The organism is Geodermatophilus sp. SYSU D01106, from assembly GCF_054049995.1.
The window spans coordinates 36,133-62,190 of the sequence record NZ_JBJGYM010000003.1 but is presented as its reverse complement, the minus strand read 5'-3'; the positions used below and the strand labels follow the sequence as shown (position 1 = coordinate 62,190).

Genomic DNA, 26,058 nt, shown 5'->3' with positions numbered 1-26,058 from the left:
GCTCAGTCCCGGTCGGCGGTGCCGGTGCGGCGGCGCAGCACCAGCGTGAGACCGCCGGCGAGCACGAGGGTGACCGCGACGCCGATGACGCCGGCCAGCCCGCCCGACAGCCGGCCGTCGTCGACGCCCTCGACGCCGTAGTCGGCCAGCGGGGAGCCGGCGACGGCGCTGTCGCGGGCCGTGTCGGCGAAGCCGCTCTCGCCGGCGGCCCACTCCAGCCCGTCGGGGTGCGCGCTCGCGTAGTAGCTGACGAACCCGGCGACCAGCAGGGTGACCACGAGGCCGGCGATCCAGAACGCGCGCCGGCTCCTCGTCACGGTGCCGCTCGTCGCGGTGCCGCTCGTCGCAGGGCCGCTCATCGGAGGGCCCCCTCGGCGCGCAGGCCCGGGCGGGTGGCGAGGTCGGCGGGGCGGCGCAGGTGCCGGGCGCCGTGCACCAGGTCCGGCCGCACCGACAGCACCGCGGTGAGCACGGCGACGGTGATGACGGCCTCGCCGATGCCGATGAGCAGGTGGATCCCGCCCATGGCGGCGAGCACCGTGCCGAGCGGGACGTCGGCGACCCCGCCGGCGGCGAACAGCCCGACGAAGGCCAGCGCCGCGGCCGGCACCGACAGGAAGGCGCCGGCGCCCGCGGCGCCGAGCACCCCGGAGCGCGTGCGCGGCAGCAGCCGCACGAGCAGCCGGAAGACGCCGTAGCCGGCGGCCACCGCCACCAGGCCCATGAGCGTCACGTTCGTGCCGAGGGCGGTGAGCCCGCCGTCGGCGAACAGGACGGCCTGGACCAGCAGGACGACGGTCATGCAGAGCACCGCCGTCCACGGCCCGACCAGCACGGCGGTGAGCGCGCCGCCGATCAGGTGGCCGCTGGTGCCGGCGCCGACCGGGAAGTTGACCATCTGGACGGCGAAGACGAAGGCGGCCGTGAGGCCGGCCAGGGGAGCGGTGCGCTCGTCGAGCTCGCGGCGCGCGCCGCGCAGGGCGAGGGCCACGGTCCCGGCGGCCACGGCGCCGGTGGCCACCGACGTCGGGACGTCGAGGAACCCGTCGGGGACGTGCACGCGGACCTCCGCAGGCTGAGAGGACCGGCCCGGTGCCGACCCGACGGGCACCTTATTGCACATCGCTTGCAGGTGCACCGCCCTCGCAGGTCCGCCCGGTCCCACCTCCCCGTGGGGCGCGCAACACGGCCGTCACACGGGTGCGGGACACGCGAACGGGAGTTCACCGCCCGGAAACGCGGCGACGACGTCCCCGGAAACACCGCCCCGGCACCGTGAACGCCGCGTCGCCGCCAGGGAGGGCAGCGACCGCGACCCGCCCCGACCCCGGCCCGCCGGGGCCCGTCCTCGTTGCGGCCGACGGCCCACGACCCACCTCAGGAGGTTGCCGTGGTCAACACCGGCGACACCGCCTGGATCCTCACCAGCGCGGCCCTCGTGCTGCTGATGACCCCTGGCCTGGCGCTCTTCTACGGCGGCATGGTCCGCGCGAAGAGCGTCCTCAACATGATGATGATGAGCTTCGGCGCCCTCGCCCTGATCACGGTGCTCTGGGTGCTCTACGGCTACTCGTTCGCGTTCGGCGACGACGTCGGCCTGGGCCTGCTCGGCGACCCCGGCGAGTTCTTCGGCCTCAAGGGCCTGATGGAGGACACCACCAGCGAGGCCGGCGGCCTGCCCTCGATGGCCTTCGTCGGCTTCCAGGCGGTCTTCGCGATCATCACCGTCGCCCTGATCTCCGGCGCCATCGCCGACCGGGCGAAGTTCGGCTCCTGGATGGTCTTCGCCGGCATCTGGGCCACCGTCGTCTACTTCCCGGTCGCGCACTGGGTCTTCGACTTCACCCTCACCGACGACGACGGCGTGGTCACCCACACCGGCGGCTGGATCGCGAACGACCTGGCCGCCATCGACTTCGCCGGCGGCACCGCGGTGCACATCAACGCCGGCGCCGCGGGCCTGGCCCTGGCCCTGGTGCTCGGCAAGCGGCGCGGCTTCGGCCGCGAGGCGATGCGCCCGCACAACCTGCCGCTGGTCATGCTCGGCGCCGGCCTGCTGTGGTTCGGCTGGTTCGGCTTCAACGCCGGCTCCGCGCTCGCGGCCAACAACACCGCCGCCGTCGTCTGGGTCAACACCCTCGCCGCCACCGGCGCCGCCGTCCTCGGCTGGCTGGTCACCGAGAAGCTGCGCGACGGCCACGCCACCTCGCTGGGTGCCGCCTCCGGCGCCGTCGCGGGCCTGGTCGCCATCACCCCCGCCTGCTCCGCCGTCTCGCCGGTCGGCGCGATCATCGTGGGCGTCATCGCCGGCGCGCTGTGCGCCCTCGCCGTCGGCCTGAAGTACCGCCTCGGCTACGACGACTCGCTCGACGTCGTCGGCGTGCACCTCGTCGGCGGCCTGTGGGGCACCCTGGCCATCGGCTTCCTGGCCGACCCCGACGCCCCCGCCGGCGTGGAGAGCCTCTTCTTCGGCGGCAGCGTCGACCAGCTCTGGCGGCAGGCCGTCGGGGCCGGGGCGGTGCTCGTGTTCTCCTTCGTGCTGACCTACGTCATCGGGACCCTGGTCAAGGCCGCCATGGGCTTCCGCGTCAGCGAGGAGGACGAGGTGGCCGGGATCGACACCGTCGTGCACGCCGAGTCCGGGTACGACTTCACCAGCCTCGGTGGGGGCAGCGGGTCCGCCCTCTCCCAGGCCACCACGCCGAAGACCACGGAAGGGGTCCGGGCATGAAGCTCGTCACCGCCATCATCAAGCCCTTCAAGCTCGACGACGTGAAGAACGCCCTCGAGCTGATCGGGATCACCGGGCTCACCGTCAGCGAGGTCCAGGGCTTCGGCCGCCAGCGCGGCCACACCGAGGTCTACCGCGGCGCGGAGTACCAGGTGGACTTCGTCCCCAAGGTCCGCATCGAGGTCGTCGTCGGCGAGATCGAGGCCGCCCGGGTGGTGGACGCCGTCGTCGAGTCGGCCTCCACCGGCCAGATCGGGGACGGGAAGGTCTGGGTCACCACGATCGACGAGATCGTGCGGGTCCGCACCGGCGAGCGCGGCGAGGACGCGCTCTGACCCGGGACTGACCCCGGAGCACGTCGCGTCGGCCGGGGTGGTGGGGAGACCACCGCCCCGGCCGACGCCGTTCCCGCACCGCTGACCGAGGGGGAGATCGTGCCGGACCTGGCCTCGCTGCCCGACCTGTCCCGCGCCGGGCGGGTGCAGCTGCTCGACGCGTGGCTCGGCGACCTGCTCGCCGACGCCGTGGCCGGCACCCCGCCGCCCCGGCAGGGCCGGGGCGCACCGGCCCCGCGCACCGGCACCGACGGCGTCGCGCTCGTCGCCGTCGGCAGCCTCGGCCGGCGCGAGCCCCCGCCGCACGCCGACCTCGACCTGGTGCTCGTCCACGACGGCCGGCCCGAGGTCGCCGCGCTGGCCGACGCCGTCTGGTACCCGATCTGGGACGCCGGCGTCCGGCTCGACCACTCCGTGCGCTCGGTCGCCGAGGCCGTCTCGGTCGCCTCCACCGACGTCAAGGCCGGCCTCGGGCTGCTCGACGCGCGGCTGGTCGCCGGCGACGCCGGGCTGGCCGCCGCGCTGCGCACCGCCACGCTGGCCAGCTGGCGCCAGTCGGCGTCGCGGCTGCTGCCCCAGCTGCGCGACCTGCGCCGCGGCCGGGCCCGCCAGGTCGGCGAGCTGGCGTTCCTGCTCGAGCCCGACCTCAAGGAGGCCTACGGCGGCCTGCGCGAGGGCCAGGTGCTGCGCGCGGTCGCCGCCGCCCAGCTCGGCGACGAGCCCTCCGCGGAGGCCGAGGCCGCCTACGCCTTCCTGCTCGACGTGCGCGACGAGCTGCGCCGCCGTGCCGGCCGGCCCACCGACGTCCTGGTCCGCCAGGAGCAGCGGCCGGTCGCGGCGGCCCTCGGCCTGCCCGACGAGGACGTGCTGCTGCGCGAGGTCAGCCTCGCCGGCCGGCGGCTGGCCTTCGTCGCCGACGACACCTGGCGGCGCGTGGACGCCGCCCTGGTCCGCCGCCCGCGCGCCCGCTACCGCCGGGTGCGCCGCGAGCCGCTGGCCGAGGGCGTCGTCCGGCAGGGCGACGAGGTGGTGCTGGCCCGCGACGCCCGCCCCGCCACCGACCCGGGCCTGGTGCTGCGCGGCGCGGCCGCCGCCGCCCGCGAGGACCTGCTGCTGTCGCCCTACACGCTCAAGGTGCTCGCGGTGCACGCGCCGCCGCTGCCGGAGCCCTGGCCCGCGGAGGTCCGCTGGTCGTTCCTGCGGCTGCTGGCCAGCGGCCGCTCCGCCGTCCCGGTCATCGAGCAGCTGGACCAGGAGGGCCTGCTCACCCGCCTGCTGCCGGAGTGGGAGCGGGTGCGCTCGCTGCCGCAGCGCCACCCGTGGCACCGGTTCACCGTCGACCGGCACCTGGTCGAGGCCGCCGCGGCCGCCGCCGAGCTCACCCGCGACGTCGACCGGCCCGACCTGCTGCTGGTCGCCTCACTGCTGCACGACGTCGGCAAGGGCTGGCCCGGCGACCACAGCGTCGTCGGGGAGCCGATCGCCGCCGGCATCGCGGCGCGGATGGGCTTCACCCCGGCCGACGTCGCCACCGTGGGCACCCTCGTGCGCCACCACCTGCTGCTGCCCGACACCGCCACCCGCCGCGACATCGACGACCCGGCCACCATCGAGCGGGTCGCCGACACCATCGGCCGCGACGCGCAGGTGCTGCAGCTGCTGCACGCCGTGGCGCAGGCCGACGGCGCGGCCACCAGCACCTCGGCCTGGTCGCCGTGGAAGGCGCACCTGGTCGCCCACCTCGTCGCGCGGGTGCAGGCGCACCTCGGCGGCACGCCGGTCGAGGGGCCGGAGCCCGTGCTGCACCCCACCGAGCCGAGCGTGACCAGCCCGGGGGAGGGTGCGGTGACCGTCGGCGTGGAGGACGTCGCCGACGGCCAGCAGGTGACCATCGGCGCCCCCGACGAGCAGGGCCTGTTCAGCCGGCTGGCCGGAGTGCTCGCCCTCAACCAGCTCGACGTGCGCGCCGCGAAGGTCAACGTGGCGGGCGGCCGGGCCACCGCGGTGTTCGCCGTCCGCCCGCGGTTCGGGCGGGCGCCGCAGCCGGCGATCCTCGCCGACGCCGTCCGGGCCGCCCTCGAGGGCACGCTGCCGCTGGCCGACCGGCTGCGGCAGCGTGAGGCCGACTACCGGCAGGACGCCGCCCGCTCCGCGCCGCCGCGGGTCTCCTGGCACGACTCGGAGGTCAGCGGCGAGGCCACGAGCATCGTCGAGGTGCGCGCCGGCGACCGGGCGGGCCTGCTCTACCGGCTCACCGCCGCGCTGGGCGCCGAGGGCCTCGACGTCACCTCGGCGCGGATCGAGACGCTCGGGGCCGACGCCGCCGACTACTTCTACGTGAGCAACCCCGCCGGCTGCCCGATCGACGCCGCGCAGCGCGGGCGGGTGGAGGCGGCGCTGGTGGCCGCCGCGCGGGGCGCGGTGCCCGACCCGGCGCACAGCGGAGGAGGGGACACGCCGCGCTGAGTGCGCGGGACTGTCGGTGGCCCGTGCGACCGTCGCGGCAGATGCGGGACGGACGGGTCCCGCCACCGACGACGAGGGGAGTCCCCGTGCGGTCCCAGACCTGGCCCTGCCCCACCTGCGGCGAGGACACCGTGTTCGAGCAGCCCGGGTGCGTCGACGGGCACACCGCCGACGGCGGCGAGTGCCCCGAGTGGGCGTGCACCGACTGCGGCACCGCCTTCCTGCTCGGCGGCCTCGACGTCGTGGTCGAGGCGGCGGTGCGCCGCGCGGCCTGAGCGCCCGCACGGCCGGGGCGGGACCGCCCGGGTCGATACGCTGGAGTCAGGAGGCGCGGCCCGTCGGGGCCACGACAGCGCCCGTGACTGCTGAGGACTGCTCGTGTTCGAGACACTCTCCGACCGCCTCGACAAGGTCTTCACCGGCCTGCGCGGCAAGGGCCGGCTGACCGACGCCGACATCGACGCCACCGCGCGCGAGATCCGCATCGCGCTGCTGGAGGCCGACGTCGCGCTGCCGGTGGTGCGCGCCTTCATCACCGCGATCAAGGACCGGGCGCGCGGCGCCGCCGTCTCGCAGGCGCTCAACCCCGCCCAGCAGGTCATCAAGATCGTCAACGAGGAGCTCGTCGAGATCCTCGGCGGCGAGACCCGCCGGCTGCGGTTCGCCAAGCAGTCGCCGACGGTGATCATGCTCGCCGGTCTGCAGGGCTCCGGTAAGACCACGCTCGCCGGCAAGCTCGGCCGCTGGCTGAAGTCCCAGGGCCACGCCCCGCTGCTGGTGGCCTGCGACCTGCAGCGCCCGAACGCGGTCAACCAGCTCACGATCGTCGCCGGCCAGGCCGGGGTCGACGTCTACGCCCCCGAGCCGGGCAACGGCGTCGGCGACCCCATCCGGGTGGCCGCCGACTCGATCGAGCACGCCCGCCGCACCATGCACGACGTCGTCGTCGTCGACACCGCCGGCCGCCTCGGCATCGACGCCGAGCTCATGGCCCAGGCCGCCGGCATCCGCGACGCGGTCCAGCCGGACGAGACGCTGTTCGTCGTCGACGCGATGATCGGCCAGGACGCCGTCACCACCGCCGAGGCGTTCCGCGACGGCGTCGGCTTCTCCGGCGTCGTGCTCACCAAGCTCGACGGCGACGCCCGCGGTGGTGCCGCGCTCTCGGTCCGCTACGTGACCGGGCAGCCGATCATGTTCGCCTCCACCGGCGAGAAGCTCACCGACTTCGACGTCTTCCACCCCGAGCGGATGGCCTCGCGCATCCTCGGCATGGGCGACGTGCTCACCCTCATCGAGCAGGCCGAGCAGGCCTTCGACGCCGACCAGGCCGAGAAGATGGCCGGCAAGCTCGTCAGCCGCGAGGGCTTCACGCTCGAGGACTTCCTCGAGCAGATGATGGCCATCCGCAAGATGGGCCCGATCGCCAACCTGCTCGGCATGCTGCCCGGTGCCGGGGCGATGAAGGAGCAGCTCAAGCAGGTCGACGACCGCGACCTCGACCGCACCGCGGCGATCATCCGGTCGATGACGCCGCAGGAGCGCGTCGACTCGAAGATCATCAACGCCTCGCGGCGGGTGCGCATCGCCAACGGCTCCGGCGTGACCGTCACCGAGGTCAACCAGCTGCTGGAGCGCTTCGCCCAGGCCCAGAAGATGATGGGCCAGATGGCCGGCAGCATGGGCCTGCCCGGCATGGGCCCCATGTCCAAGAAGGCCCGCGGCCGGCAGATGCAGGCCCAGTCGTCGAAGAAGGGCAAGGGCAAGAAGGGCGGCAAGGGCAAGGCCCCGGCCCGCCGCCCGATGGGCGCCCCCGGGCTGCCCCCCGGCGCCGGCTTCCCGGGCCAGCTGCCCGGCGGCATGCCCTCGCTGCCGCCCGGCCAGGCGCTACCGGACCTGTCCAAGCTCGACTTCAGCAAGTTCGGGGACGAGCGGCCCGGGCGGTGAGCGCGCCCGCGCTGCACCTGTCCGGCGTCGTCCTCCCCGAGGGCGCGCACCGGGACCTGTGGGTGCGCGACGGCCGGCTCACGTCCGAGCCGGTGCCCGGTGCCGAGACCGTCTCCCGCGGCGGCTGGCTGCTGCCCGGCCTGGTCGACGCGCACTGCCACGTCGGCATCGGCCGCGGCGGCGTGCACGTCGAGGACCTCGCCGGGCTGCGCGAGCAGGCCGTGGCCGAGCGCGACGCCGGCGTGCTGGCGCTGCGCGACTGCGGCTCGCCCGTGGACACCCGGGCCCTCGACGACGAGCCCGACCTGCCGACGATCATCCGGGCCGGCCGGCACCTGGCCCGCACCCGCCGCTACATCCCGGGGCTGGCCGTCGAGCTGGAGCCCGAGGACCTCGTCGCGCAGGTGCGGGAGCAGGCCCGCCGGGGCGACGGCTGGGTGAAGCTCGTCGGCGACTGGATCGACCGCTCGGTGGGCGACCTCGCGCCGGAGTGGCCGGCCGACGTCGTCGCCGCCGCGATCGCCGCGGCCCACGAGGAGGGCGCGCGGGTCACCGCGCACACGTTCGGCACCGACGCGCTGCCCGACCTGGTCCGCGCGGGCATCGACTGCGTCGAGCACGGCACCGGGCTGACCGAGGACCTCGTGGCCGAGATGGCCGCCCGCGGCACCGCCGTCGTCCCCACGCTGGTCAACGTGGAGAACTTCCCCGGCTTCGCCGCGGCGGGGGAGAAGCGGTTCCCGGCGTACGCGAGCACGATGCGGCGGCTGTACGCGGGCTCGGGCGCCGTGGTGCGCGCCGCCCACGAGGCCGGCGTCCCGGTGTTCGCCGGCACCGACGCCGGCGGCGGCATCGAGCACGGCCGGATCGCCGACGAGGTGCGGGCGCTGTGCGAGGCGGGGCTCCCGGCCGAGGCGGCGCTGGGCGCGGCGTCGTGGGCGGCCCGCGCGTGGCTCGGGCTGCCCGGCATCGAGGAGGGCGCGCCGGCCGACGTCGTCGTCTACGACACCGACCCGCGCGCCGATCTGCACACCCTCACCCGGCCGGTGCTGCGGCTGCTGCGCGGCCGCGTCGTCTGACGGCTCCCGACGCTGCCGGGAAACCGCTTCGCCGGTGCTGGGACACTGCTCCCGTGCTCCTGCGGATGTCCACGCTGTTCCTGCGCACCCTGCGCGACGACCCCGCCGACGCCGAGGTCCCCAGCCACCGGCTGCTGGTCCGCGCCGGCTACATCCGGCGCGCCGCGCCGGGCGGCTTCACCTGGCTGCCGCTGGGCTACCGGGTGTTCCGCAACGTCGAGCGCGTCATCCGCGAGGAGATGGACGCGATGGGCGCGCAGGAGGTGCACTTCCCGGCGCTGCTGCCCCGCGAGCCCTACGAGGCGACCAACCGCTGGACCGAGTACGGCCCCAACCTGTTCCGGCTCCAGGACCGCCGGGGCGCGGACTACCTGCTCGGCCCCACGCACGAGGAGATGTTCACGCTCCTGGTGAAGGACCTGTACTCGTCGTACAAGGACCTGCCGCTGTCGCTGTACCAGATCCAGACCAAGTACCGGGACGAGGCGCGGCCCCGCGCCGGCCTGTTCCGCGGCCGCGAGTTCACGATGAAGGACAGCTACTCCTTCGACGTCGACGACGCGGGGCTGGACAAGAGCTACGCCGCGCACCGCGACGCCTACATCCGCGTGTTCGACCGGCTCGGCCTCGAGTACGTCATCGTCTCGGCGATGTCGGGGGCCATGGGCGGGTCGCGCAGCGAGGAGTTCCTGCACCCCACCGACATCGGCGAGGACACCTTCGTCCGCTCGGCCGGCGGCTACGCGGCCAACGTCGAGGCGGTCGCCACCGTCGTGCCCGAGGCCGTGCCGTTCGACGGGCTGCCCGAGGCGCACGTCGAGTACACCCCCGACACCCCGACCATCGAGACGCTGGTCGCCGTCGCGAACGAGCTGTTCCCCGACGCCGGGTACACCGCCGCGCACACGCTGAAGAACGTCGTCGTCACGCTCGTGCACCCCGACGGCACCCGCGAGCCCCTGGTCATCGGCATCCCCGGCGACCGCGAGGTCGACGCCAAGCGGCTGGAGGCCCAGGTGGCGCCGGCCGAGGTCGAGCCGTTCACCGACTTCGAGGCCCACCCCGCGCTGGTCAAGGGCTACATCGGCCCACAGGTGCTGGGCAGCGGCAGTGAGTCGGGCATCCGCTACCTCGTCGACCCGCGCGTGGTCCCCGGCACCCGGTGGGTCACCGGCGCCAACGCCCCTGGCAGGCACGTGTTCGACCTCGTCGCCGGACGGGACTTCTCCTGGGACGGCACCGTCGAGGCCGCCGAGGTGCTGCCCGGCGACCCCGCGCCCGACGGCTCCGGCCCGCTGGAGCTCGCCCGCGGCGTGGAGCTCGGGCACATCTTCCAGCTGGGCCGCAAGTACGCCGAGGCCCTCGGCCTCGAGGTGCTCGACGAGAACGGGAAGCTCGTCACGGTCACGATGGGCTCCTACGGCATCGGCGTCTCGCGCGCCGTGGCCGCGATCGCCGAGTCCACCCACGACGAGCTCGGCCTCGTGTGGCCGCGCGAGGTCGCCCCGGCCGACGTGCACGTCGTCGCCACCGGCAAGGACGCCGCCGTCTTCGAGGCCGCCGAGTCGCTGTCGCGGGAGCTGGTCGGCGCCGGGCTGACCGTCCTGTACGACGACCGGCCGAAGGTGTCGCCCGGCGTGAAGTTCAAGGACGCCGAGCTGCTCGGCATGCCGACCATCGTCACCGTCGGGCGCGGCCTGGCGCAGGGCGTCGTCGAGGTCCGCGACCGCGTGAGCGGGGAGCGGACCGAGGTGCCGGTCGCCGACGCGGCGGCCGCCGTCCTGGCCGCCGTCCGTCAGGGCCCGGCGACCAGCTCCACCTCGTAGCCGTCGGCGTCCTCGAGGTAGGCGGCCCGGTGGTCCGGGCCGCCGGCGTACGGGTGGCGGTCGGCGAACAGCAGCCGCCACCCGTGCGCCGGGGCCTGCTCCACCAGCGCGTCGAGGTCGCCGGGGCTCCCGGCCCAGAACGCCAGGTGGTTGAGGCCCGGCCGGCGCCGCTCGTGGACGCCGGCCGCCAGGTCGGGGGAGCGCTCGACCACGACGTACACGTCGCCGAGCCGCCAGGACCGGCCGTGCTCCCACGACTGGTACGGCGCCGCGCCCAGCGCGGTCAGCAGCCACCCCCACGAGCGCTCCGCCCGGTCGAGGTCGGGCACCCACAGCTCCACGTGGTGGAGCAGACCCCGGCTGGTCACGGCGGACCTCCTCGCGTCTGGCATCATGGTCGGTCGAACACGGCGGTGCGCGGCCCTCTCACCGACGCCGGCCGTGTCCCTGGCTCCGCCCCGGCGTAACCCCACGCGTCCGTCCGGCGAGCACCGACGAACAGCGTTCGAGGAGAGTTCGAGCCACCGTGGCCACCAAGATCAAGCTCATGCGTCTGGGCAAGATGCGTGCTCCGTACTACCGCATCGTCGTCGCCGACTCGCGCACCAAGCGCGAGGGTCGCGTCATCGAGACGATCGGCAAGTACCACCCGAAGGAGGACCCCTCCTTCATCGAGGTCGACAGCGACCGCGCGCAGTACTGGCTGGGTGTCGGCGCGCAGCCGACCGAGCCGGTCGCGGCCATCTTCCGCGTCACCGGTGACTGGCAGAAGTTCAAGGGCGAGGCCGCGCCGCCGCCCATGAAGGTCGCCGCCCCCAAGCCCGACCGCAAGGCCCTCTACGAGGAGGCCGTCCGCGGCAACGGCGAGGAGCCGGCCGCGGGTGCCACCACCCCGAAGAAGAAGGCCGCCCCCAAGGCCGACGCCGACACCGCCGACAGCAGCGCCGCCGACACGGTGGCCGAGGCCGCCGGTGCCGGTGGCGAGGGCCCGGCGGCCGGCGCCACCTCGACGCCCGCCGAGTAAGACGTGCTCGAAGAGGCGCTCGAGCACCTGGTCAAGGGCATCGTCGACCACCCGCGCGACGTCACCGTCGACCTGGTCGGCGGTCGCCGCGGCAAGACCCTCGAGGTCCGGGTGCACCCCGACGACCTCGGCAAGGTGATCGGCCGCGGCGGTCGCACCGCCAAGGCCCTGCGCACCGTCATGGCCGGCGTCGGCGGCCGCGGCCTGCGGGTCGACGTCGTCGACACCGACGGGCGCTGAGCCCCGCGTCCCGCACGTGGGAACCCCTCCCCAGGACACCGTGGTGGTCGGCCGGATCGGCCGGCCCCACGGTGTCCGTGGTGAAGCGACCGTCGAGGTGCGCACCGACGACCCCGGTGCGCGCTTCCGCGTCGGCGTCGCCCTGCGCACCGACCCCGCCGGGCGCGGGCCGCTGACGATCACCGCGGCCCGCTGGCACCGCGACGTGCTGCTGCTCGCGTTCGAGGGCTACGACAGCCGCGAGGCCGTCGAGGCCCTGCGCGACACCCTCCTCGAGGTCCCCGTGGACGAGCTCCCCGACCTCGAGGACCCCGACGCGTTCTACGACCACCAGCTCGTCGGGCTCGCCGCCCGGCTGCCCGACGGCACGCCGCTGGGCGAGGTCACCGCCGTCCGGCACGAGGGCGCCGAGCTGCTCGTCGTGCGCCGCGTCGACGGCGGCGAGCTGCTCGTCCCGTTCGTCGCCGCGATCGTGCCCACGGTCGACGTGCCCGGCGGATTCGTCGTCGTCGACCCGCCCGAGGGGCTGCTCGACCTGTGAGCGAGCCGTACCGCGTCGACGTCGTCACGATCTTCCCGGAGTACCTGGCGCCGCTGCGCCAGTCGCTGCTCGGCAAGGCCGCCGACCGCGGCCTGGTCGCCGTCGGCGTGCACGACCTGCGGCAGTGGACCGACGACGTCCACCGCACCGTCGACGACGCCCCCTACGGCGGCGGCCCCGGCATGGTCATGCGCCCCGAGCCGTGGGCCCGCGCGCTGGAGGCCGTGCGCCCGCCCGGCACCCGGCTGGTCGTGCCGACGCCGGCCGGCCGCCCGTTCACCCAGGCCGTCGCCGCCGAGTGGGCCGCCGAGCCCGGGCTGGTCTTCGCCTGCGGCCGCTACGAGGGCATCGACCAGCGGGTCGCCGACTGGGCCGCCTCCGCCGGGCCCGTGTCCGAGGTCTCGATCGGCGACTACGTGCTCGCCGGCGGGGAGTCCGCGGTGCTGGTGATGGTCGAGGCGGTCACCCGGCTGCTGCCCGGCGTCGTCGGCAACCGCGAGTCGGTGGAGTTCGACTCGCACGCCGACGGGCTGCTCGAGGGCCCGTCCTACACCCGCCCGGCGTCCTGGCGCGGGCTCGACGTCCCGCCGGTGCTGCTGTCCGGCGACCACGCGGCGATCGCCCGCTGGCGGCGCGCGGAGTCGCTGCGGCGCACCGCCACCCGGCGCCCGGACCTGCTGGCCGCGCTCCCCGGGGACGCGCTCACCCCCGCCGAGCGGGCGGTCCTCGACGGTGCCTGACCGCGCGGAGGTCGCCCGGGCGGTGGTCCGGCCCACGGCGCGTGTCGTCGTCCTCGACCCCGACGGCCGGGTGCTGCTGCTCGGCGCCCGGCTGACCGACCCCGCCATCCCGCCCGGCGACGTGCTGTTCTGGTACACGCCCGGCGGGGGAGTGGAGGACGGCGAGAGCGTGCGCGTCGCGGCCGCCCGGGAGCTCGCCGAGGAGATCGGCCTGGTCGTCGACCCCGCGGCCCTCGAGGGCCCGGTGTGGTTCCGCCGGCACGTGGGCCCCTTCGCGGGCGTGCAGGTCGACTCGCGCGAGACCTTCTTCGTGCTGCGCGACGTCGTCCACGAGGTCGACCCGGCCGGCCGCACCGAGCTCGAGCTGCTCGGCGAGGAGCCGCACCGCTGGTGGACCGCGGCGGAGATCGCCGCGGCCGACGTGGAGTTCGCGCCGCGCGAGCTCGCCGCCGTGCTGCCGGAGCTGCTCGCCGGGCCGTGGCGCCGGCCACCCCGCGTGGTCGACTGAACCCGTCGCCCGGGGGCCGCGCTCGGCAGGGTGGCGCGGATGTGGCACAGTAGAGAGTCGCTGCAGACCGGAGGCGCCCGCCGACGGGCAACTCCCTCCCGGAGTCGCAGCCGACACCTGGTCCGGAGTGGGGCGCCCCGCTGCCCGGGCCGACGACGAGCCACACGCTGAGACCGAGGAATGCTGCGATGAACACCCTGGACGTACTCGACGCCGACTCGCTGCGCGACGACATCCCCGAGTTCCGCCCCGGGGACACCGTCAAGGTGCACGTCCGCGTCGTCGAGGGCAACCGCTCGCGCATCCAGGTCTTCCAGGGTGTGGTGATCCGCCGCCAGAACGGTGGGATCCGCGAGACCTTCACCGTCCGCAAGGTCAGCTTCGGCGTGGGCGTCGAGCGCACCTTCCCGGTGCACACCCCGGTCGTCGAGAAGATCGAGGTGCTGACCCGCGGTGACGTCCGCCGCGCCAAGCTGTACTACCTGCGCGAGCTCCGCGGCAAGGCCGCCAAGATCAAGGAGAAGCGCGAGACCGTCGCGCGCTGACGCGACCTCCGTTCCCCGGCCGGCTCCGCCCGGCCTGACCGCGGCGGGTCCACCGCGGCCGTACGCTGACTCCCGATGAGCAGCGACCGGTCCGGTGGGCCCGCCGACGTCGTCCCGGGGGAGGACCCGCCGCCCAGGACGGCGGCCCGACGGTCCCTCTGGCGGCGCCGGCCCGCCCAGCCGGAGAAGAAGAGCTCCCTGCTGCGTGAGCTGCCCGTGCTGCTGCTTGTGGCCTTCGTCCTGGCCCTGCTGGTCAAGACGTTCCTCGCCCAGGCGTTCTTCATCCCCTCGGGGTCGATGGAGCAGACGCTGCACGGCTGCCCGGGCTGCACCGGCGACCGCGTGCTGGTGAACAAGGTCCCGTACTGGTTCGGCGAGCCCGAGCCCGGCGACATCGTCGTCTTCGAGGGCCCCGACACCTGGGTGCCCGAGGTCGACTACCAGGAGCCCTCGAACTGGTTCACCGGCGGCCTGCTGTGGCTCGGCCGCGCCGTGGGCGTCGCGCCGCCGAGCGAGGACGACTACGTCAAGCGGGTCATCGCCACCGGCGGGCAGACCGTGCAGTGCTGCGACGCCGAGGGCCGGGTGACCGTCGACGGCGAGCCGCTCGACGAGCCCTACATCTTCGAGGACACCCCGCTGGAGAGCCGCCCGTTCGGCCCGGTGACGGTCCCCGAGGGGCGCCTGTGGGTCATGGGCGACCACCGCTCGGCGTCGGCCGACTCCCGCGCGCACGTCGGCGACCGCTACGGCGGCACGATCGCCGTCGACGACGTCATCGGCAAAGCGGCGCTCATCGTCTGGCCGGTCGACCGCTTCGGCACGCTCGACTCCCCGGACATCCAGGCCGCCGAGGCCGCCGCCACGAGCGGCCGGATCGGCCAGGTGCTGCCCCTGGGCGCCGGCCTGGTCGGTGCGCTGCCGGTCGCGGTGTGGAACCGGCGACGGCGGCTGCGCCGCGCCCCACCGGGCTGACCCGCTCCCCGTGCGCTCCCTCGACGGCGCCGTCCCTCCCCGGGGCGGCGCCGTCGCCGTTTCCCGTCCGACCATTCCGCAGAATGGTCGTCCCCATGTCGACAATCGCGAGTCGATGACCGGTGCGCGTTTCCCGTGTGACGACGGCCGCACCAGAAAAGGCAGAAAAAATCCGCAGGAAGTGTTCAAGGGATCGCCAATACCGCCCGATGGAGTAATCGAGAGCAACACCGGTTCCCCGAAATGGAGTAAGTCGTGTCCGCACCCCTGGCGAGCGCCACCCGCGGCGTCACCCGCGTGCTCCTCCTCGCCGACGCCCCCGTCCTGCGCCGCGGCCTGGTCAGCATGGTCAACGAGACCGCCGGCATGCAGTCGGTGGGCACCCCGGGCGAGCTCCGCCGGGCGCTGACCCTCGTCGAGACCGCCCGCCCCGACGCCGTGGTCGTCGAGCTGGGTGCCGGTCGCGCCGCCACCCTCAACGTCGTCCGCGACCTGCGCCGCCGCTTCCCCCGGGTCGCCGTCGTCGCGCTGGCCACCTCCGAGGACCCGGCCGTCGTGAACGAGGCCGTCGCCGCCGGTGTCCGCGGCTACCTCATGCTCAACACCTCGCCGACCCTGCTCGGCTGGGCGATCCTGGCCGCCCGTGCCGGCCGCACCGTGGTGGACCCGCAGATCCGCCGGGTCGAGGGCGCCGCCGCCGCGCCGGTGGCCAAGCCGCTCACCCCCGAGGTGCCGCTGACCCGCCGCGAACAGGACGTCCTCGACGAGCTGCTGCAGGGCCAGTCCAACCGCCAGATCGGCCGCAACCTGTTCATCAGCGAGGACACCGTCAAGTCGCACGTCAAGGCGATCCTGCGCAAGCTGGGTGCCCGGGACCGCGCGCACGCCGTCTCCCTGGTCCTGTCCTCGCGCGGCACCGCCGCCTGCAGCTGCGGCGCCCACGCCGTGGCCGCCGCCCCCGCCCCCGTGGAGGTCTGAACCTCCATCCGCTCTGCCCGGACCGTCCGCCTCCTCGGCGGTCCGGCACCGCGGGCCTCTCGGTCCGCTCCGGTCCGCGGGCCGGTCCCCACTGACCCGGGGGCCGGCCCGCGGCCGTGTGGTGCGGGCCTCCCGGGCCCGGTCCGGTCCGTCGGTGCCGGGTCGTACTGTCGGACGGCGATGGCAGGCCGTCTTCCCCCCGCCCACCGGGCCGCCGCCGTGCCGGCCGCCCGGACCCGCCGTCCGGCACCGCCGGAGCCGCCCGGCAGCGACGCGCTGTGGGACATGGAGCGCTCGCTGCGCCGGCGCGGGTTCTCCGCCGTCGCCGGCGCCGACGAGGCCGGCCGCGGCGCCTGCGCCGGCCCGCTCGTGGCCGCCGCCTGCGTGCTGCCCGCCGGCCGCCGCGGCCGCGTTCCGGGGCTCGCCGACTCCAAGCTGCTCACCGCCGCCGCCCGCGACCGGGCCTACGACGAGATCGTCGACCGCGCGGTCTCCTGGTCGGTGGTGGTCATCCCGGTCGAGGACCTCGACGCGCGCGGCATGCACGTCACCAACCTCGAGGCGCTGCGCCGCGCGGTGAGCGCGCTCGACCCGCCGGCCGACTACGTGCTCACCGACGGCTTCCCGGTGCCCGGCCTCGGCGTGCCCACCCTCGCCGTCTGGAAGGGCGACCGGGTGGCGGCGTGCGTGGCCGCGGCGTCGGTGCTGGCGAAGGTCACCCGGGACCGGATCATGCTCGACCTGCACGAGCGGTTCCCCGAGTACGACTTCGCCGTGCACAAGGGCTACACGACCGGCGCGCACACGGCCGCGCTGGAGCGTCACGGCCCCTGCCCGGAGCACCGGTCGCGCTTCGTCAACGTCGCCCGCGCCCGCGACGCGCACGCCGGCCGGGAACTCCACCTCACCGCCGCGGGCGGCATGGTCGATGATGGGGGCATGCGCACGATCTCCGGAGACCCGCGATGAGCACCGAGGACCTGGAGAAGTACGAGACCGAGATGGAGCTGCAGCTCTATCGCGAGTACCGGGACATCGTCCGCCAGTTCACCTACGTGGTGGAGACCGAGCGGCGCTTCTACCTCGCCAACTCCGTCGACCTGCAGGTGCGCGAGGCCGGCGGCGAGGTGTTCTTCGAGCTCAAGCTCTCCGACGCCTGGGTGTGGGACATGTACCGCCCGGCCCGCTTCGTGCGGAACGTGCGCGTGCTGACGTTCAAGGACGTCAACGTCGAGGAGCTCGACAAGCCCGACCTCGAGCTGCCCGACGGGCCCCGCATCACCTGACGTCGCCTCCACGCCCCGGACGCTGACCGGCGGGGCCGACGGGACCGCCGCGGCCGTCCACAGGCGCGTCCGGTGTCCACAGACGTCGCCGGACGCCCCCGCCCGGGGCCGGCCGCGGTGACGGTCGGCGGGTGCCCACTCCCTCCGAACTCGGCAGCCGCGGCGAGTCGATCGCCGCGACCTACCTCACCGACGCCGGCCTGCGCGTCCTCGACCGCAACTGGCGCTGCCGCGACGGCGAGCTCGACATCGTCGCCCGCGACGGCGCGGCGATCGTCTTCTGCGAGGTGAAGACCCGCCGCGCCACCGGCTTCGGCCACCCGGTCGAGGCGGTGCCGGCCACCAAGCAGCGGCGCCTGCGCACGCTGGCCCAGCGCTGGCTCGCCGCCCACGACGAGCACGCGCCCGACCTGCGCTTCGACGTCGTCGGCGTCCTCGTCCGCCCGGCGGGCCCGGCGCTCGTCACCCACCTGCGCGGGGCGTTCTCGTGACCCTGGCCCGCACCTGGTCGGTCGGCCTGGCCGGCGTCACCGGCGCGATGGTCGAGGTCGAGGTGGACATGTCGGCGGGCCTGCCCGGCGTCGCGCTGGTCGGCCTGCCCGACGCCGTGGTGCGCCAGTCGGTCGACCGGGTCCGCGCCGCCGTGGTGAACACCGGGGCGTCGTGGCCGATGCGCCGCATCACCATCGGGCTCTCGCCGGCCTCCATGCCCAAGCAGGGGAGCGGGTTCGACCTCGCGCTGGCCGCCGCGGTCCTGGCCGCCGCGGGCGCGGTGCCCGCCGACGCGGCCGACGGGCTGGTCCTGCTCGGCGAGCTCGGCCTCGACGGGTCGGTGCGCCCGGTGCGCGGCGTCCTGCCGGCCGTGCTCGCCGCCAGGCGCGCGGGGCACCGCACCGTCGTCGTCCCGGCCGGCAACGCCGACGAGGCGGCCCTGGTCGACGGCGCGGAGGTGCTGCCCGCCGGGACGCTGGGCGACCTCGTCGACCACCTGTCCGGGCGGGCCCGGCTCGCGGCGCACGCCCGTGGTCCGCTGCCGCCCCCCGCGCCGGTGCCCGACCTCGGGGACGTCGTCGGCCAGGCGGCCGGGCGGCGCGCGGTCGAGGTCGCCGCGGCCGGCGGGCACCACCTGTTCCTCACCGGCCCGCCCGGCGCGGGCAAGACGATGCTCGCCGAGCGGCTGCCCGGGCTGCTGCCGGTCCTCGACGAGCGCGCCGCGCTGGAGGTCACCGCCATCCACTCGGTGGCGGGCACGCTCCCGCCCGACGCCCCGTTCGTGAGCCGGCCGCCCTTCGAGGCGCCGCACCACTCGGCCACGATGGCGGCCCTGGTCGGCGGCGGCTCCGGCGCCATCCGCCCCGGCGCCCTGTGCCGCGCCCACCGGGGCGTGCTGTTCCTCGACGAGGCGCCGGAGTTCCCGCGGGCGACGCTCGACACCCTGCGCCAGCCGCTGGAGCGGGGCGCGGTGACCATCAGCCGGGCGGCGGGGTCGGCCACCTTCCCGTGCCGCGCCCAGCTGGTGCTGGCCGCCAACCCGTGCCCGTGCGCCAGCGCCGCGGGGGACGCGGCCTGCACCTGCAGCCCGCTGGAGCGCCGCCGCTACCAGGCGCGGCTGTCGGGCCCGCTGCTCGACCGGATCGACCTGCGGGTCGAGCTGCCGCCGGTCGGGCGCGCCGCGTGGCTGGGCGCCGGTGCCGAGCCGGAGTCGACGACGACCGTGGCGGCCCGGGTCGCGGTCGCGCGGGAGGCCGCCGCCGCCCGGCTGCGGGGCACCGGCCTGGCGCTCAACAGCCAGGTGCCCGGCCGGCTGCTCCGGGAGCGGTGGCCGGTGCCCCGGCCGGCACTGGCGCTGGCCGAGCGCGCGCTCGACCGCGGCCTGCTGTCGGTGCGCGGCCTCGACCGGGTGCTGCGGGTGTCCTGGACGCTCGCCGACCTCGACGGGCGCCCCGTGCCGCACGCCGACGACGTGGCCGAGGCGCTCGGCATGCGGCTGCAGCGGGTGGCCGCGTGACCGGCCTGGAGGACGACCTCGCCGCGGCGGTCGAGGCACCGGGCACCTCCGACGGCGCGGCCGGCGTGCGCCGGGCCCGGGCGTGGCTCACCCGGGCCGCCGAGCCCGGCTCGGTGGCCCTGTGGCGGTACGTCGAGGACGTCGGCCCCGCGGCGGCGGTGCGCGCGCTGCGCGACGGCACCGCACCGGCCGCCCTGCGCGCCCTCGTCGGCGCGCGGGCGGAGCAGGACGCCAGCCTCGCCGACCTCCGCCGCGCCGAGCGCTGCGGCGCCCGGCTCGTCGTGCCCGAGGACGAGGAGTGGCCGGCGTTCGCCCTGCACCCGCTGACCGTGGCCGCGCACGCCGGCGGGGGAGACGGCGGGGACGACGGCGGGGGAGACCTCGACCGCACGAAGGCGCTGGTGCCGCCGATGGCGCTGTGGGTGCGGGGCGAGGCGCCGCTCGACGCGGCCGTCGACCGCTCGGTGGCCGTGGTCGGGTCACGGGCCTCGACGTCCTACGGCGAGCACGTCGCCGCCGAGTTCGGCGCGCAGCTGGGGGAGCGGGGCTGGACGGTGGTCTCCGGCGGTGCCTACGGCATCGACGTCGCCGCGCACCGCGGGGCGCTGGCCGCCGGGGCGCCGACCGTGGCGGTGCTGGCGTGCGGCGTCGACCGCGCCTACCCGGCCGCGCACTCGACGGTCTTCGCCCGCATCGTCGACGGCGGCGGGCTGCTGGTCAGCGAGTGGCCGCCGGGCGCGGCGCCGCACCGGCACCGCTTCCTGGTCCGCAACCGGCTCATCGCCGGGCTCACCCGCGGCACCGTGGTGGTGGAGGCCGCGGCCCGCTCCGGTGCGCAGGCCACCGCCCGCCGCGCGCAGGCGCTGGGGAAGCGGGTGCTGGTCGTGCCGGGCCCGGTCACCTCGGCGCTGTCTGTCGGCTGCCACGAGCTGCTGCGCGACGTGGAGTCCGGCGCCCGGCTGGTCTCCAGCGCCGCGCAGGTGATCGAGGAGGTGGGCGACCTGGGCAGCGACCTCGCCGACCCGCCCGACCGGCCGGCCTCCCCGCGCGACGGGCTGTCGGACCTCGCGCGGCGGGTGCTCGACGCCTGCCCGGTGCGCGCTGGGGTGAGCGCCGAGCGGCTGGCGGCGGTCGCCGGCTGCGGGCCGCTGGAGGCGATGCGGGTGCTGCCCGGCCTGGAGATCTCCGGGCTGGTCGAGTGGACCGGCACCGGCTGGCGGCTGGCCCCGCCGCCGGAGCGGGCGCGGCGCCGCTGAGGACGGTGGGACGCCCGTTCCGTCGCGGGCGACCGACCGGCGCGGCGCCTTGACCGGGCGGGGGTGTCGTCGGACGGTCGGGACGTGACCGCCCGGACCGCCGACGCCCGCGCCGCGCTGCCGCCGGCGCTCGCCGCGGCGCTCGAGGGCTACGAGGACGCCCTCACCGGGGAGCGCGACCTCTCGGCGCACACCGTCCGGGGATACGTCACCGACGCGGTCTGGCTGCTCGACCACCTCGCCCGGCGCGGCGGCACCCGCGTCGACGAGCTCGACCTCGCCGTGCTGCGCAGCTGGCTCGCGCAGGGCCGGACGAAGGGCGCCAGCCGGGCGACCACCGCCCGCCGCGCCGCGGCGGCCCGCTCGTTCACCGCCTGGCTGCGCCGCGCCGGCCTGACCCCCGAGGACGTCGGCCTGCGGCTGGTGAGCCCCAAGGCGCACCGCACGCTGCCCGACGTGCTCGCCCCCGAGCAGGCCCGCGCGGTCGTCGAGTCCACCGCCGGGGCCGACGACCCGGTGGGCCTGCGCGACGCCGCCGTCCTGGAGCTGCTCTACGCCAGCGGCATCCGCGTGAGCGAGCTGGTCGGCCTCGACGTCGACGACGTCGACCGCGGACGCCGGCTGCTCCGGGTGCTCGGCAAGGGGCGCAAGGAGCGCAGCGTGCCCTACGGCGCCCCGGCGGAGCGGGCGCTCGACGCCTGGCTGGTGCGTGGCCGGCCGGCGCTGGCCACGGCCGACTCCGGCCCGGCCCTGCTGCTCGGCGCACGCGGACGCCGCCTGGACGCGCGCGAGGCCCGGCGCACCGTGCACGCCGCCGTGGCGAAGGCCCCCGGGGCGCCCGACGTCGGGCCGCACGGGCTGCGGCACTCGGCGGCCACCCACGTGCTCGAGGGCGGCGCCGACCTGCGCTCGGTCCAGGAGCTGCTCGGCCACGCTAGCCTCGCGACGACGCAGATCTACACGCACGTGACGGTCGAGCGGCTGCGGGCGGTGCACGCCCAGGCCCACCCGAGGGCCTGAGCGCCCGCCGTGCCCGAGACCATCCGGCCCGCCCCGCCGCACCGCGGGGACCCGACCGACCACCACACGGGGAGCGCAGACGTGCCCGAGGCGACCATCCACCGGATCGGGGGGTCCGACGAGGACGCCGACGCGGCGCTCGCCGACCTCTGGGCGCAGTACGTCGCCGACCGGTCACCCGCGCTGCGCGACCGGCTGATCCTGCACTACGCCCCGCTGGTGAAGTACGTCGCCGGCCGGGTCGGCAGCGGGCTGCCCGCGCACGTCGAGCAGGCCGACCTCGTCTCCTACGGCACCTTCGGCCTCATCGACGCGATCACCCGCTACCAGCCCTCGCGCGAGGTCAAGTTCGAGAGCTACGCGATGGCCCGCATCCGCGGCGCGATCATCGACGAGCTGCGCAGCACCGACTGGATCCCGCGCTCGGTGCGCAACCGCGCCCGGCAGTTCGAGCGCACGGTCGCCGCGCTGGAGAGCCGCCTGCGGCGCAGCCCCACCGACGAGGAGATCGCGGCGGAGATGGACCTCGACGTGGAGGAGGTCCGGAAGTTCCTCGGCCAGCTGTCCCTGGTGAACGTCGTCGCGCTCGACGAGCTGCTGACCGACGACGAGGGCGGCGCCCCGCGCCTGGTCGACACGCTGCAGGACGCCAACGCCCTGGACCCGCAGGCCGTCGCCGAGCACGGCGAGTCCCGCCAGCTGCTGGCCCGCGCCGTCGAGCAGTTGCCCGAGCGGGAGAAGGTCGTCGTCAGCCTCTACTACTTCGAGGGCCTGACGCTGGCCGACATCGGCCGCGTCCTCGGCGTCACCGAGAGCCGGATCTGCCAGCTGCACACCAAGGCCGTGCTGCACCTGCGCACGAAGCTGGCGGACATCGCCTGACCGCCCCTCACGGGCGCAGCGGCAGCAGCCGGACCCGCGGCGGGCGCAGCAGCGCCAGCGGGTCGAGGTACACCTCGCCGCGGCGCAGGCCCCAGTGCAGGCACGCCGCGGCCGGACACCCGGCGTGCCCGGGCGCGAGCGTCCCCAGCGGGTCGCCCCGCGCCACGCCCTGCCCCGCGGCGACGGAGGCGGCCACCGGCTCGTAGGTCGTCCGCAGCCCGCCGGCGTGGTCGACGCTGACCACCGGCCGCCCGGCGACCATCCCGGCGAAGACGACGACGCCGTCCCCGGCCGCCCGGACGACGTCGCCCGGCGCGCCGCCGAGGTCGGCGCCGCGGTGGCCCGGGCCGTACGGCGTCGGCGGCGGCTCGAACGGCCGGGTCACGGCCGGTGGGTCGCCCAGCGGGGACACCCACGGCGACCCGGCCCCGACGACGGCCCCGGCCACGGGCCCGGCGGCAGGCCCGGCGGTGGGCTCGGCCACCGCGGTGGCCGGCGCGAGCAGCGCCGCGAGGGCCAGGAGCAGCGCCGGCAGCAGGCGGGGGAGCACGCCGGCGAGCCTCCCGCCCCGATGGACGCGGCGGGGCCCGGAGGGCCGGCCTGTGGACGGACCCGACGGCGGGGGAGGGGCCCGGACGGCGCCGCGTATGCTGTCAGGCGCGACCCGTCTGTGCGGGTCGACTCCGCGCGTCCTCCTCCCGCCTCGCACGGCGGGGCAGCCCCACCTCGGTCCCGGTCCCGCACCGGGTCGGTGGGTCAGCAGGACGCCAGGGCGGGCAGCCACCCGGCGCCCGCGTCAACCGAGGAGCGCGGCCGTCCTGCGGCCGCGCGCAGACAGGAAGGCGACCATGGCAGTCGTCAGCATGAAGCAGCTGCTCGACAGCGGCGTCCACTTCGGGCACCAGACCCGTCGCTGGAACCCGAAGATGAAGCGCTTCATCTTCACCGAGCGCAACGGCATCTACATCATCGACCTGCAGCAGACGCTCGGGTACATCGACTCGGCCTACGAGTTCGTCAAGCAGACGGTCTCGCACGGCGGCACGATCCTGTTCGTCGGCACCAAGCGCCAGGCGCAGGAGGTCGTCGCCGAGCAGGCGCAGCGCGTCGGCATGCCCTACGTCAACCAGCGCTGGCTGGGCGGCATGCTCACCAACTTCTCCACCGTCCACAAGCGGCTCCAGCGCCTCAAGGAGCTCGAGGACATGGAGCAGACCGGCGTGATGGCCGGCCTGTCCAAGAAGGAGCAGCTCGGCCTGACCCGCGAGAAGGCCAAGCTCGAGCGCAGCCTCGGCGGCATCCGCGACATGCAGAAGGTGCCCAGCGCCATCTGGATCGTCGACACCAAGAAGGAGCACATCGCCGTCGGTGAGGCCCGCAAGCTGGGCATCCCGGTCGTCGCGATCCTCGACACCAACTGCGACCCCGACGAGGTCGACTACAAGATCCCGGGCAACGACGACGCGATCCGCGCGATCAACGTGCTGACCCGCGTGGTCGCCGACGCCGTCGCCGAGGGCCTCATGGCCCGCTCGGCGTCGCAGGCCAACGCCGGCCGCGAGGACGGCGGGGAGCAGGCCATCGGTGGCGACGAGCCGCTGCCGGACTGGGAGCGCGAGCTGCTCACCGGCGGTGCCGGCACCGACGGCGCCGCCACCCCGCTCCCCGAGACCCCGGCCGCCCCGCCGGCCGTCTCGGCCGACGCGGTGGCCCCGGTCGAGGGCGTGCCCGCCACCGGCGACACCTCCACCGGCACCCAGGGCGCCCAGAACGGCTGACCCCGCCGGCGCCGCCGTCCCGCCCCCCGCGGGCCGGGCGGCGGCGCCGCGGCACGTCCGCACCACCCCCTTCAGACCCGTGAGGAAGTGACATGCCCGCCTTCACCGCTGCCGACGTCAAGCGCCTCCGCGACGCCACCGGCGCCGGCATGATGGACGCCAAGAAGGCCCTGACCGAGGCCGACGGCGAGTACGACAAGGCCATCGAGCTGCTGCGCATCAAGGGTGCCAAGGACGTCGGCAAGCGCCTCGAGCGCTCCACGACCAACGGCATCGTCGTCAGCAAGCACGGCGCCCTGCTCGAGCTCGACTGCGAGACCGACTTCGTCGCCAAGAACGCCGACTTCGTCGCGCTGGCCGAGCGGCTCATCGAGATCGTCCTCGAGCAGTCCCCGGCGACCCTGGACGACCTCATGGCCGTCCAGGTCGAGGGCCAGACCGTCGCCCAGCTGATCGAGTCCGAGTCCGCCCGCATCGGCGAGAAGCTCGTCCTCTCCCGCTTCGCCACCTTCGAGGGCCCGACCGCGGTGTACCTGCACAAGCGGGCCACCGACCTGCCGCCGGCCATCGGCGTCGCCGTGCAGTACCAGGGCGGCGACGCGGAGGCCGCGCGCTCGCTGGCGATGCACATCGCCGCCGCGCGCCCGCGCTACCTGACCCGCGAGGAGGTCCCGGCGGAGGCCGTCGAGACCGAGCGCCGCGTGGCCGAGCAGACGGCGAAGGAGGAGGGCAAGCCCGAGCAGGCGATCGTCAAGATCGTCGAGGGCCGGGTCAACGCCTACTACAAGGACTTCGTCCTGCTCGAGCAGCCGTCGATCACCGAGCCCAAGCGCACGGTGAAGCAGATCGTCGACGAGGCGGGCCTGACCGTGCAGCGGTTCGCCCGCTTCGAGGTCGGCCAGGCCTGACCTCCAGGCAGCACGAGGCACCCCACCGGCCCCGTCCCGCACCCGGGACGGGGCCGGTGGCCTGTCCGGGCCCGGCTGGCGCCGCGCGGCCCGTTTGGCAGGATCACCGGAACGACGTCGAGCGAGGGATGGACCGTTGACCGACACCGCCGCGCCGCAGACCGCGCCGCAGAGCCCACCGCTCTCGGCCCCCAGCGCCTTCCAGCCCGCCGACGGCGCGGGCTACCAGCGGGTGCTCCTCAAGCTCTCCGGTGAGGCCTTCGGGGGCGGGAAGGTCGGCGTCGACTCGGGCATCGTCCACGACATCGCCACCCAGCTGGCCGCCGTCGTCGACTCGGGCACGCAGGTCGCCGTCGTCGTCGGCGGGGGCAACTTCTTCCGCGGCGCCGAGCTGTCGCAGGCGGGCATGGACCGCCGGCAGGCCGACTACATGGGCATGCTCGGCACGGTCATGAACGCCCTGGCGCTGCAGGCGTTCTGCGAGCAGGTCGGCCTGCAGACCCGGGTGCAGACGGCGATCGAGATGGGCCAGGTCGCCGAGCCCTACATCCCGCGCAAGGCCGTGCGGCACATGGAGAAGGGCCGGCTGGTCATCTTCGGCGCCGGCGCCGGCATGCCGTACTTCTCCACCGACACCGTCGCCGCCCAGCGCGCCCTGGAGATCGGCTGCCAGGTGCTGCTCATGGCCAAGAACGGCGTCGACGGCGTGTACGACGACGACCCGCGCACCAACCCGGCGGCGACCATGTACCGCGACCTCGACTACGCCACGGTCCTCGCCGACCAGCTCAAGGTCGCCGACGCCACCGCGATCAGCCTCTGCATGGACAACCGCATGCCGATCGTGGTGTTCAACCTGCTGCGTGACGGCAACATCGCCGCCGCCGTGGCGGGTGAGAGGATCGGGACGCTGATCAGCTGAGCGGGCGCCGCCCGGGCGCCGGCTCCGCAGCACACCGCACCGCACCGCAGGACGACGGCGGAC

At 75.6% G+C, this 26,058-nt stretch carries 29 protein-coding genes; 25 read left to right on the top strand and 4 right to left on the bottom strand.

The window, feature by feature from the left end:
• Positions 1 to 2: 2 nt before the first annotated feature.
• Together ACI78R_RS04170 and ACI78R_RS04165 are read right to left on the bottom strand one after the other, a co-directional pair.
• A complete protein-coding gene (locus ACI78R_RS04170; RefSeq protein WP_457039765.1) occupies positions 3 to 317 on the bottom strand; it encodes a PDGLE domain-containing protein in 315 nt (104 codons plus the stop codon).
• 38 nt (positions 318 to 355) lie between these two features.
• The gene (locus ACI78R_RS04165; RefSeq protein WP_457039764.1) at positions 356 to 1,060 is read right to left on the bottom strand and encodes an energy-coupling factor ABC transporter permease; all 705 of its coding nucleotides are present in this window, start codon (positions 1,058 to 1,060) and stop codon (positions 356 to 358) included.
• Between the two features lie 330 nt (positions 1,061 to 1,390).
• Here ACI78R_RS04165 and ACI78R_RS04160 point away from each other — a divergent pair, with 330 nt between their 5' ends.
• From ACI78R_RS04160 to ACI78R_RS04130, 7 genes are all read left to right on the top strand, one after another.
• Positions 1,391 to 2,731 carry an ammonium transporter gene (locus ACI78R_RS04160; RefSeq protein WP_073421808.1) on the top strand — a complete coding sequence of 447 codons (1,341 nt, stop codon included), beginning with the start codon at positions 1,391 to 1,393 and terminating at the stop codon, positions 2,729 to 2,731.
• Positions 2,728 to 3,066: a P-II family nitrogen regulator gene (locus ACI78R_RS04155; protein WP_073421809.1), complete on the top strand. Its 339-nt coding sequence runs from the start codon at positions 2,728 to 2,730 to the stop codon at positions 3,064 to 3,066. The genes ACI78R_RS04160 and ACI78R_RS04155 overlap by 4 nt, the downstream gene beginning before the upstream one ends.
• A gap of 99 nt (positions 3,067 to 3,165) precedes the next feature.
• A complete protein-coding gene (locus tag ACI78R_RS04150; RefSeq protein WP_457039763.1) occupies positions 3,166 to 5,532 on the top strand; it encodes a [protein-PII] uridylyltransferase in 2,367 nt (788 codons plus the stop codon).
• Positions 5,533 to 5,618: 86 nt separating this feature from the next.
• The gene (locus ACI78R_RS04145) at positions 5,619 to 5,807 is read left to right on the top strand and encodes a hypothetical protein (RefSeq protein ID WP_457039762.1); all 189 of its coding nucleotides are present in this window, start codon (positions 5,619 to 5,621) and stop codon (positions 5,805 to 5,807) included.
• A 103-nt stretch (positions 5,808 to 5,910) separates the two neighbouring features.
• A complete protein-coding gene (ffh, locus tag ACI78R_RS04140; protein WP_457039761.1) occupies positions 5,911 to 7,479 on the top strand; it encodes a signal recognition particle protein in 1,569 nt (522 codons plus the stop codon).
• Positions 7,476 to 8,558: an amidohydrolase family protein gene (locus tag ACI78R_RS04135; RefSeq protein WP_457039760.1), complete on the top strand. Its 1,083-nt coding sequence runs from the start codon at positions 7,476 to 7,478 to the stop codon at positions 8,556 to 8,558. The genes ffh and ACI78R_RS04135 overlap by 4 nt, the downstream gene beginning before the upstream one ends.
• 53 nt (positions 8,559 to 8,611) lie before the next feature.
• Positions 8,612 to 10,384, top strand: coding sequence for a proline--tRNA ligase (locus ACI78R_RS04130; RefSeq protein ID WP_457039759.1), 1,773 nt, complete (start codon positions 8,612 to 8,614; stop codon positions 10,382 to 10,384).
• Here ACI78R_RS04130 and ACI78R_RS04125 read toward each other — a convergent pair.
• Positions 10,354 to 10,752 (bottom strand): VOC family protein, encoded by a 399-nt coding sequence (locus tag ACI78R_RS04125; RefSeq protein WP_457039758.1) that lies wholly within the window; start codon positions 10,750 to 10,752, stop codon positions 10,354 to 10,356. The two genes, ACI78R_RS04130 and ACI78R_RS04125, sit on opposite strands and share 31 nt — an antisense overlap.
• A gap of 158 nt (positions 10,753 to 10,910) precedes the next feature.
• Between ACI78R_RS04125 and rpsP the strand changes: the two genes are divergently transcribed.
• The 15 genes from rpsP to whiG all read left to right on the top strand — a co-directional run bounded on the left by rpsP (position 10,911) and on the right by whiG (position 22,387).
• Entirely contained in the window at positions 10,911 to 11,408 is a 498-nt protein-coding gene (gene rpsP / locus ACI78R_RS04120; RefSeq protein WP_073421814.1) for a 30S ribosomal protein S16, read from the top strand.
• 3 nt (positions 11,409 to 11,411) lie between these two features.
• Positions 11,412 to 11,648, top strand: a complete 237-nt coding sequence (locus ACI78R_RS04115) for an RNA-binding protein (RefSeq protein ID WP_073421815.1) — start codon at positions 11,412 to 11,414, stop codon at positions 11,646 to 11,648.
• 16 nt (positions 11,649 to 11,664) lie between these two features.
• Positions 11,665 to 12,189: a ribosome maturation factor RimM gene (gene rimM, locus ACI78R_RS04110; protein ID WP_336032249.1), complete on the top strand. Its 525-nt coding sequence runs from the start codon at positions 11,665 to 11,667 to the stop codon at positions 12,187 to 12,189.
• Entirely contained in the window at positions 12,186 to 12,929 is a 744-nt protein-coding gene (gene trmD / locus ACI78R_RS04105) for a tRNA (guanosine(37)-N1)-methyltransferase TrmD (protein ID WP_073421817.1), read from the top strand. The genes rimM and trmD overlap by 4 nt, the downstream gene beginning before the upstream one ends.
• Positions 12,922 to 13,437 carry an NUDIX hydrolase gene (locus ACI78R_RS04100; RefSeq protein WP_457039757.1) on the top strand — a complete coding sequence of 172 codons (516 nt, stop codon included), beginning with the start codon at positions 12,922 to 12,924 and terminating at the stop codon, positions 13,435 to 13,437. Before trmD ends, ACI78R_RS04100 begins: the two co-directional genes overlap by 8 nt.
• 188 nt (positions 13,438 to 13,625) lie before the next feature.
• Positions 13,626 to 13,982, top strand: coding sequence for a 50S ribosomal protein L19 (rplS, locus tag ACI78R_RS04095; protein ID WP_073421819.1), 357 nt, complete (start codon positions 13,626 to 13,628; stop codon positions 13,980 to 13,982).
• Positions 13,983 to 14,057: 75 nt separating this feature from the next.
• Positions 14,058 to 14,957: a signal peptidase I gene (gene lepB / locus ACI78R_RS04090; protein WP_073421820.1), complete on the top strand. Its 900-nt coding sequence runs from the start codon at positions 14,058 to 14,060 to the stop codon at positions 14,955 to 14,957.
• A gap of 255 nt (positions 14,958 to 15,212) precedes the next feature.
• Complete coding sequence (locus tag ACI78R_RS04085; protein ID WP_336032256.1) at positions 15,213 to 15,935, top strand: response regulator transcription factor; 723 nt, start codon at positions 15,213 to 15,215, stop codon at positions 15,933 to 15,935.
• Between the two features lie 180 nt (positions 15,936 to 16,115).
• Positions 16,116 to 16,904, top strand: a complete 789-nt coding sequence (locus ACI78R_RS04080; RefSeq protein WP_139253039.1) for a ribonuclease HII — start codon at positions 16,116 to 16,118, stop codon at positions 16,902 to 16,904.
• Positions 16,901 to 17,221 carry a DUF2469 domain-containing protein gene (locus tag ACI78R_RS04075; RefSeq protein WP_073421822.1) on the top strand — a complete coding sequence of 107 codons (321 nt, stop codon included), beginning with the start codon at positions 16,901 to 16,903 and terminating at the stop codon, positions 17,219 to 17,221. Before ACI78R_RS04080 ends, ACI78R_RS04075 begins: the two co-directional genes overlap by 4 nt.
• A 131-nt stretch (positions 17,222 to 17,352) precedes the next feature.
• On the top strand, positions 17,353 to 17,712 hold the full coding sequence (locus ACI78R_RS04070) for a YraN family protein (protein WP_457039756.1): 360 nt from the start codon (positions 17,353 to 17,355) through the stop codon (positions 17,710 to 17,712).
• Complete coding sequence (locus tag ACI78R_RS04065; protein ID WP_336032258.1) at positions 17,709 to 19,229, top strand: YifB family Mg chelatase-like AAA ATPase; 1,521 nt, start codon at positions 17,709 to 17,711, stop codon at positions 19,227 to 19,229. The genes ACI78R_RS04070 and ACI78R_RS04065 overlap by 4 nt, the downstream gene beginning before the upstream one ends.
• Positions 19,226 to 20,485, top strand: coding sequence for a DNA-processing protein DprA (gene dprA, locus ACI78R_RS04060; protein ID WP_457039755.1), 1,260 nt, complete (start codon positions 19,226 to 19,228; stop codon positions 20,483 to 20,485). Before ACI78R_RS04065 ends, dprA begins: the two co-directional genes overlap by 4 nt.
• Before the next feature lie 84 nt (positions 20,486 to 20,569).
• On the top strand, positions 20,570 to 21,505 hold the full coding sequence (locus ACI78R_RS04055; protein WP_457039754.1) for a tyrosine recombinase XerC: 936 nt from the start codon (positions 20,570 to 20,572) through the stop codon (positions 21,503 to 21,505).
• 81 nt (positions 21,506 to 21,586) lie between these two features.
• Entirely contained in the window at positions 21,587 to 22,387 is an 801-nt protein-coding gene (whiG, locus tag ACI78R_RS04050; RefSeq protein WP_073421826.1) for an RNA polymerase sigma factor WhiG, read from the top strand.
• A 7-nt stretch (positions 22,388 to 22,394) separates the two neighbouring features.
• Here whiG and ACI78R_RS04045 read toward each other — a convergent pair whose 3' ends face one another.
• Positions 22,395 to 22,937, bottom strand: a complete 543-nt coding sequence (locus ACI78R_RS04045) for a murein hydrolase activator EnvC family protein (protein WP_457039753.1) — start codon at positions 22,935 to 22,937, stop codon at positions 22,395 to 22,397.
• Between the two features lie 298 nt (positions 22,938 to 23,235).
• Here ACI78R_RS04045 and rpsB point away from each other — a divergent pair, with 298 nt between their 5' ends.
• The 3 genes from rpsB (at position 23,236) to pyrH (ending at position 25,995) form a co-directional block, all read left to right on the top strand.
• Positions 23,236 to 24,165 (top strand): 30S ribosomal protein S2, encoded by a 930-nt coding sequence (rpsB, locus tag ACI78R_RS04040; protein WP_073421827.1) that lies wholly within the window; start codon positions 23,236 to 23,238, stop codon positions 24,163 to 24,165.
• 92 nt (positions 24,166 to 24,257) lie between these two features.
• Positions 24,258 to 25,073, top strand: a complete 816-nt coding sequence (tsf, locus tag ACI78R_RS04035; RefSeq protein WP_457039752.1) for a translation elongation factor Ts — start codon at positions 24,258 to 24,260, stop codon at positions 25,071 to 25,073.
• A 136-nt stretch (positions 25,074 to 25,209) separates the two neighbouring features.
• Positions 25,210 to 25,995 carry a UMP kinase gene (pyrH, locus tag ACI78R_RS04030; RefSeq protein WP_073421829.1) on the top strand — a complete coding sequence of 262 codons (786 nt, stop codon included), beginning with the start codon at positions 25,210 to 25,212 and terminating at the stop codon, positions 25,993 to 25,995.
• Positions 25,996 to 26,058: the final 63 nt, after the last annotated feature.

Bases quoted from the DNA above. Each gene is read 5' to 3' on its own strand.
- ACI78R_RS04075 (WP_073421822.1), top strand. From the start codon at position 16,901: ATGAGCACCGAGGACCTGGAGAAGTACGAGACCGAGATGGAGCTGCAG.
- tsf (WP_457039752.1), top strand. From the start codon at position 24,258: ATGCCCGCCTTCACCGCTGCCGACGTCAAGCGCCTCCGCGACGCCACC.
- ACI78R_RS04155 (WP_073421809.1), top strand. From the start codon at position 2,728: ATGAAGCTCGTCACCGCCATCATCAAGCCCTTCAAGCTCGACGACGTG.
- ACI78R_RS04080 (WP_139253039.1), top strand. From the start codon at position 16,116: ATGGCAGGCCGTCTTCCCCCCGCCCACCGGGCCGCCGCCGTGCCGGCC.
- rplS (WP_073421819.1), top strand. From the start codon at position 13,626: ATGAACACCCTGGACGTACTCGACGCCGACTCGCTGCGCGACGACATC.
- rpsB (WP_073421827.1), top strand. From the start codon at position 23,236: ATGGCAGTCGTCAGCATGAAGCAGCTGCTCGACAGCGGCGTCCACTTC.
- lepB (WP_073421820.1), top strand. From the start codon at position 14,058: ATGAGCAGCGACCGGTCCGGTGGGCCCGCCGACGTCGTCCCGGGGGAG.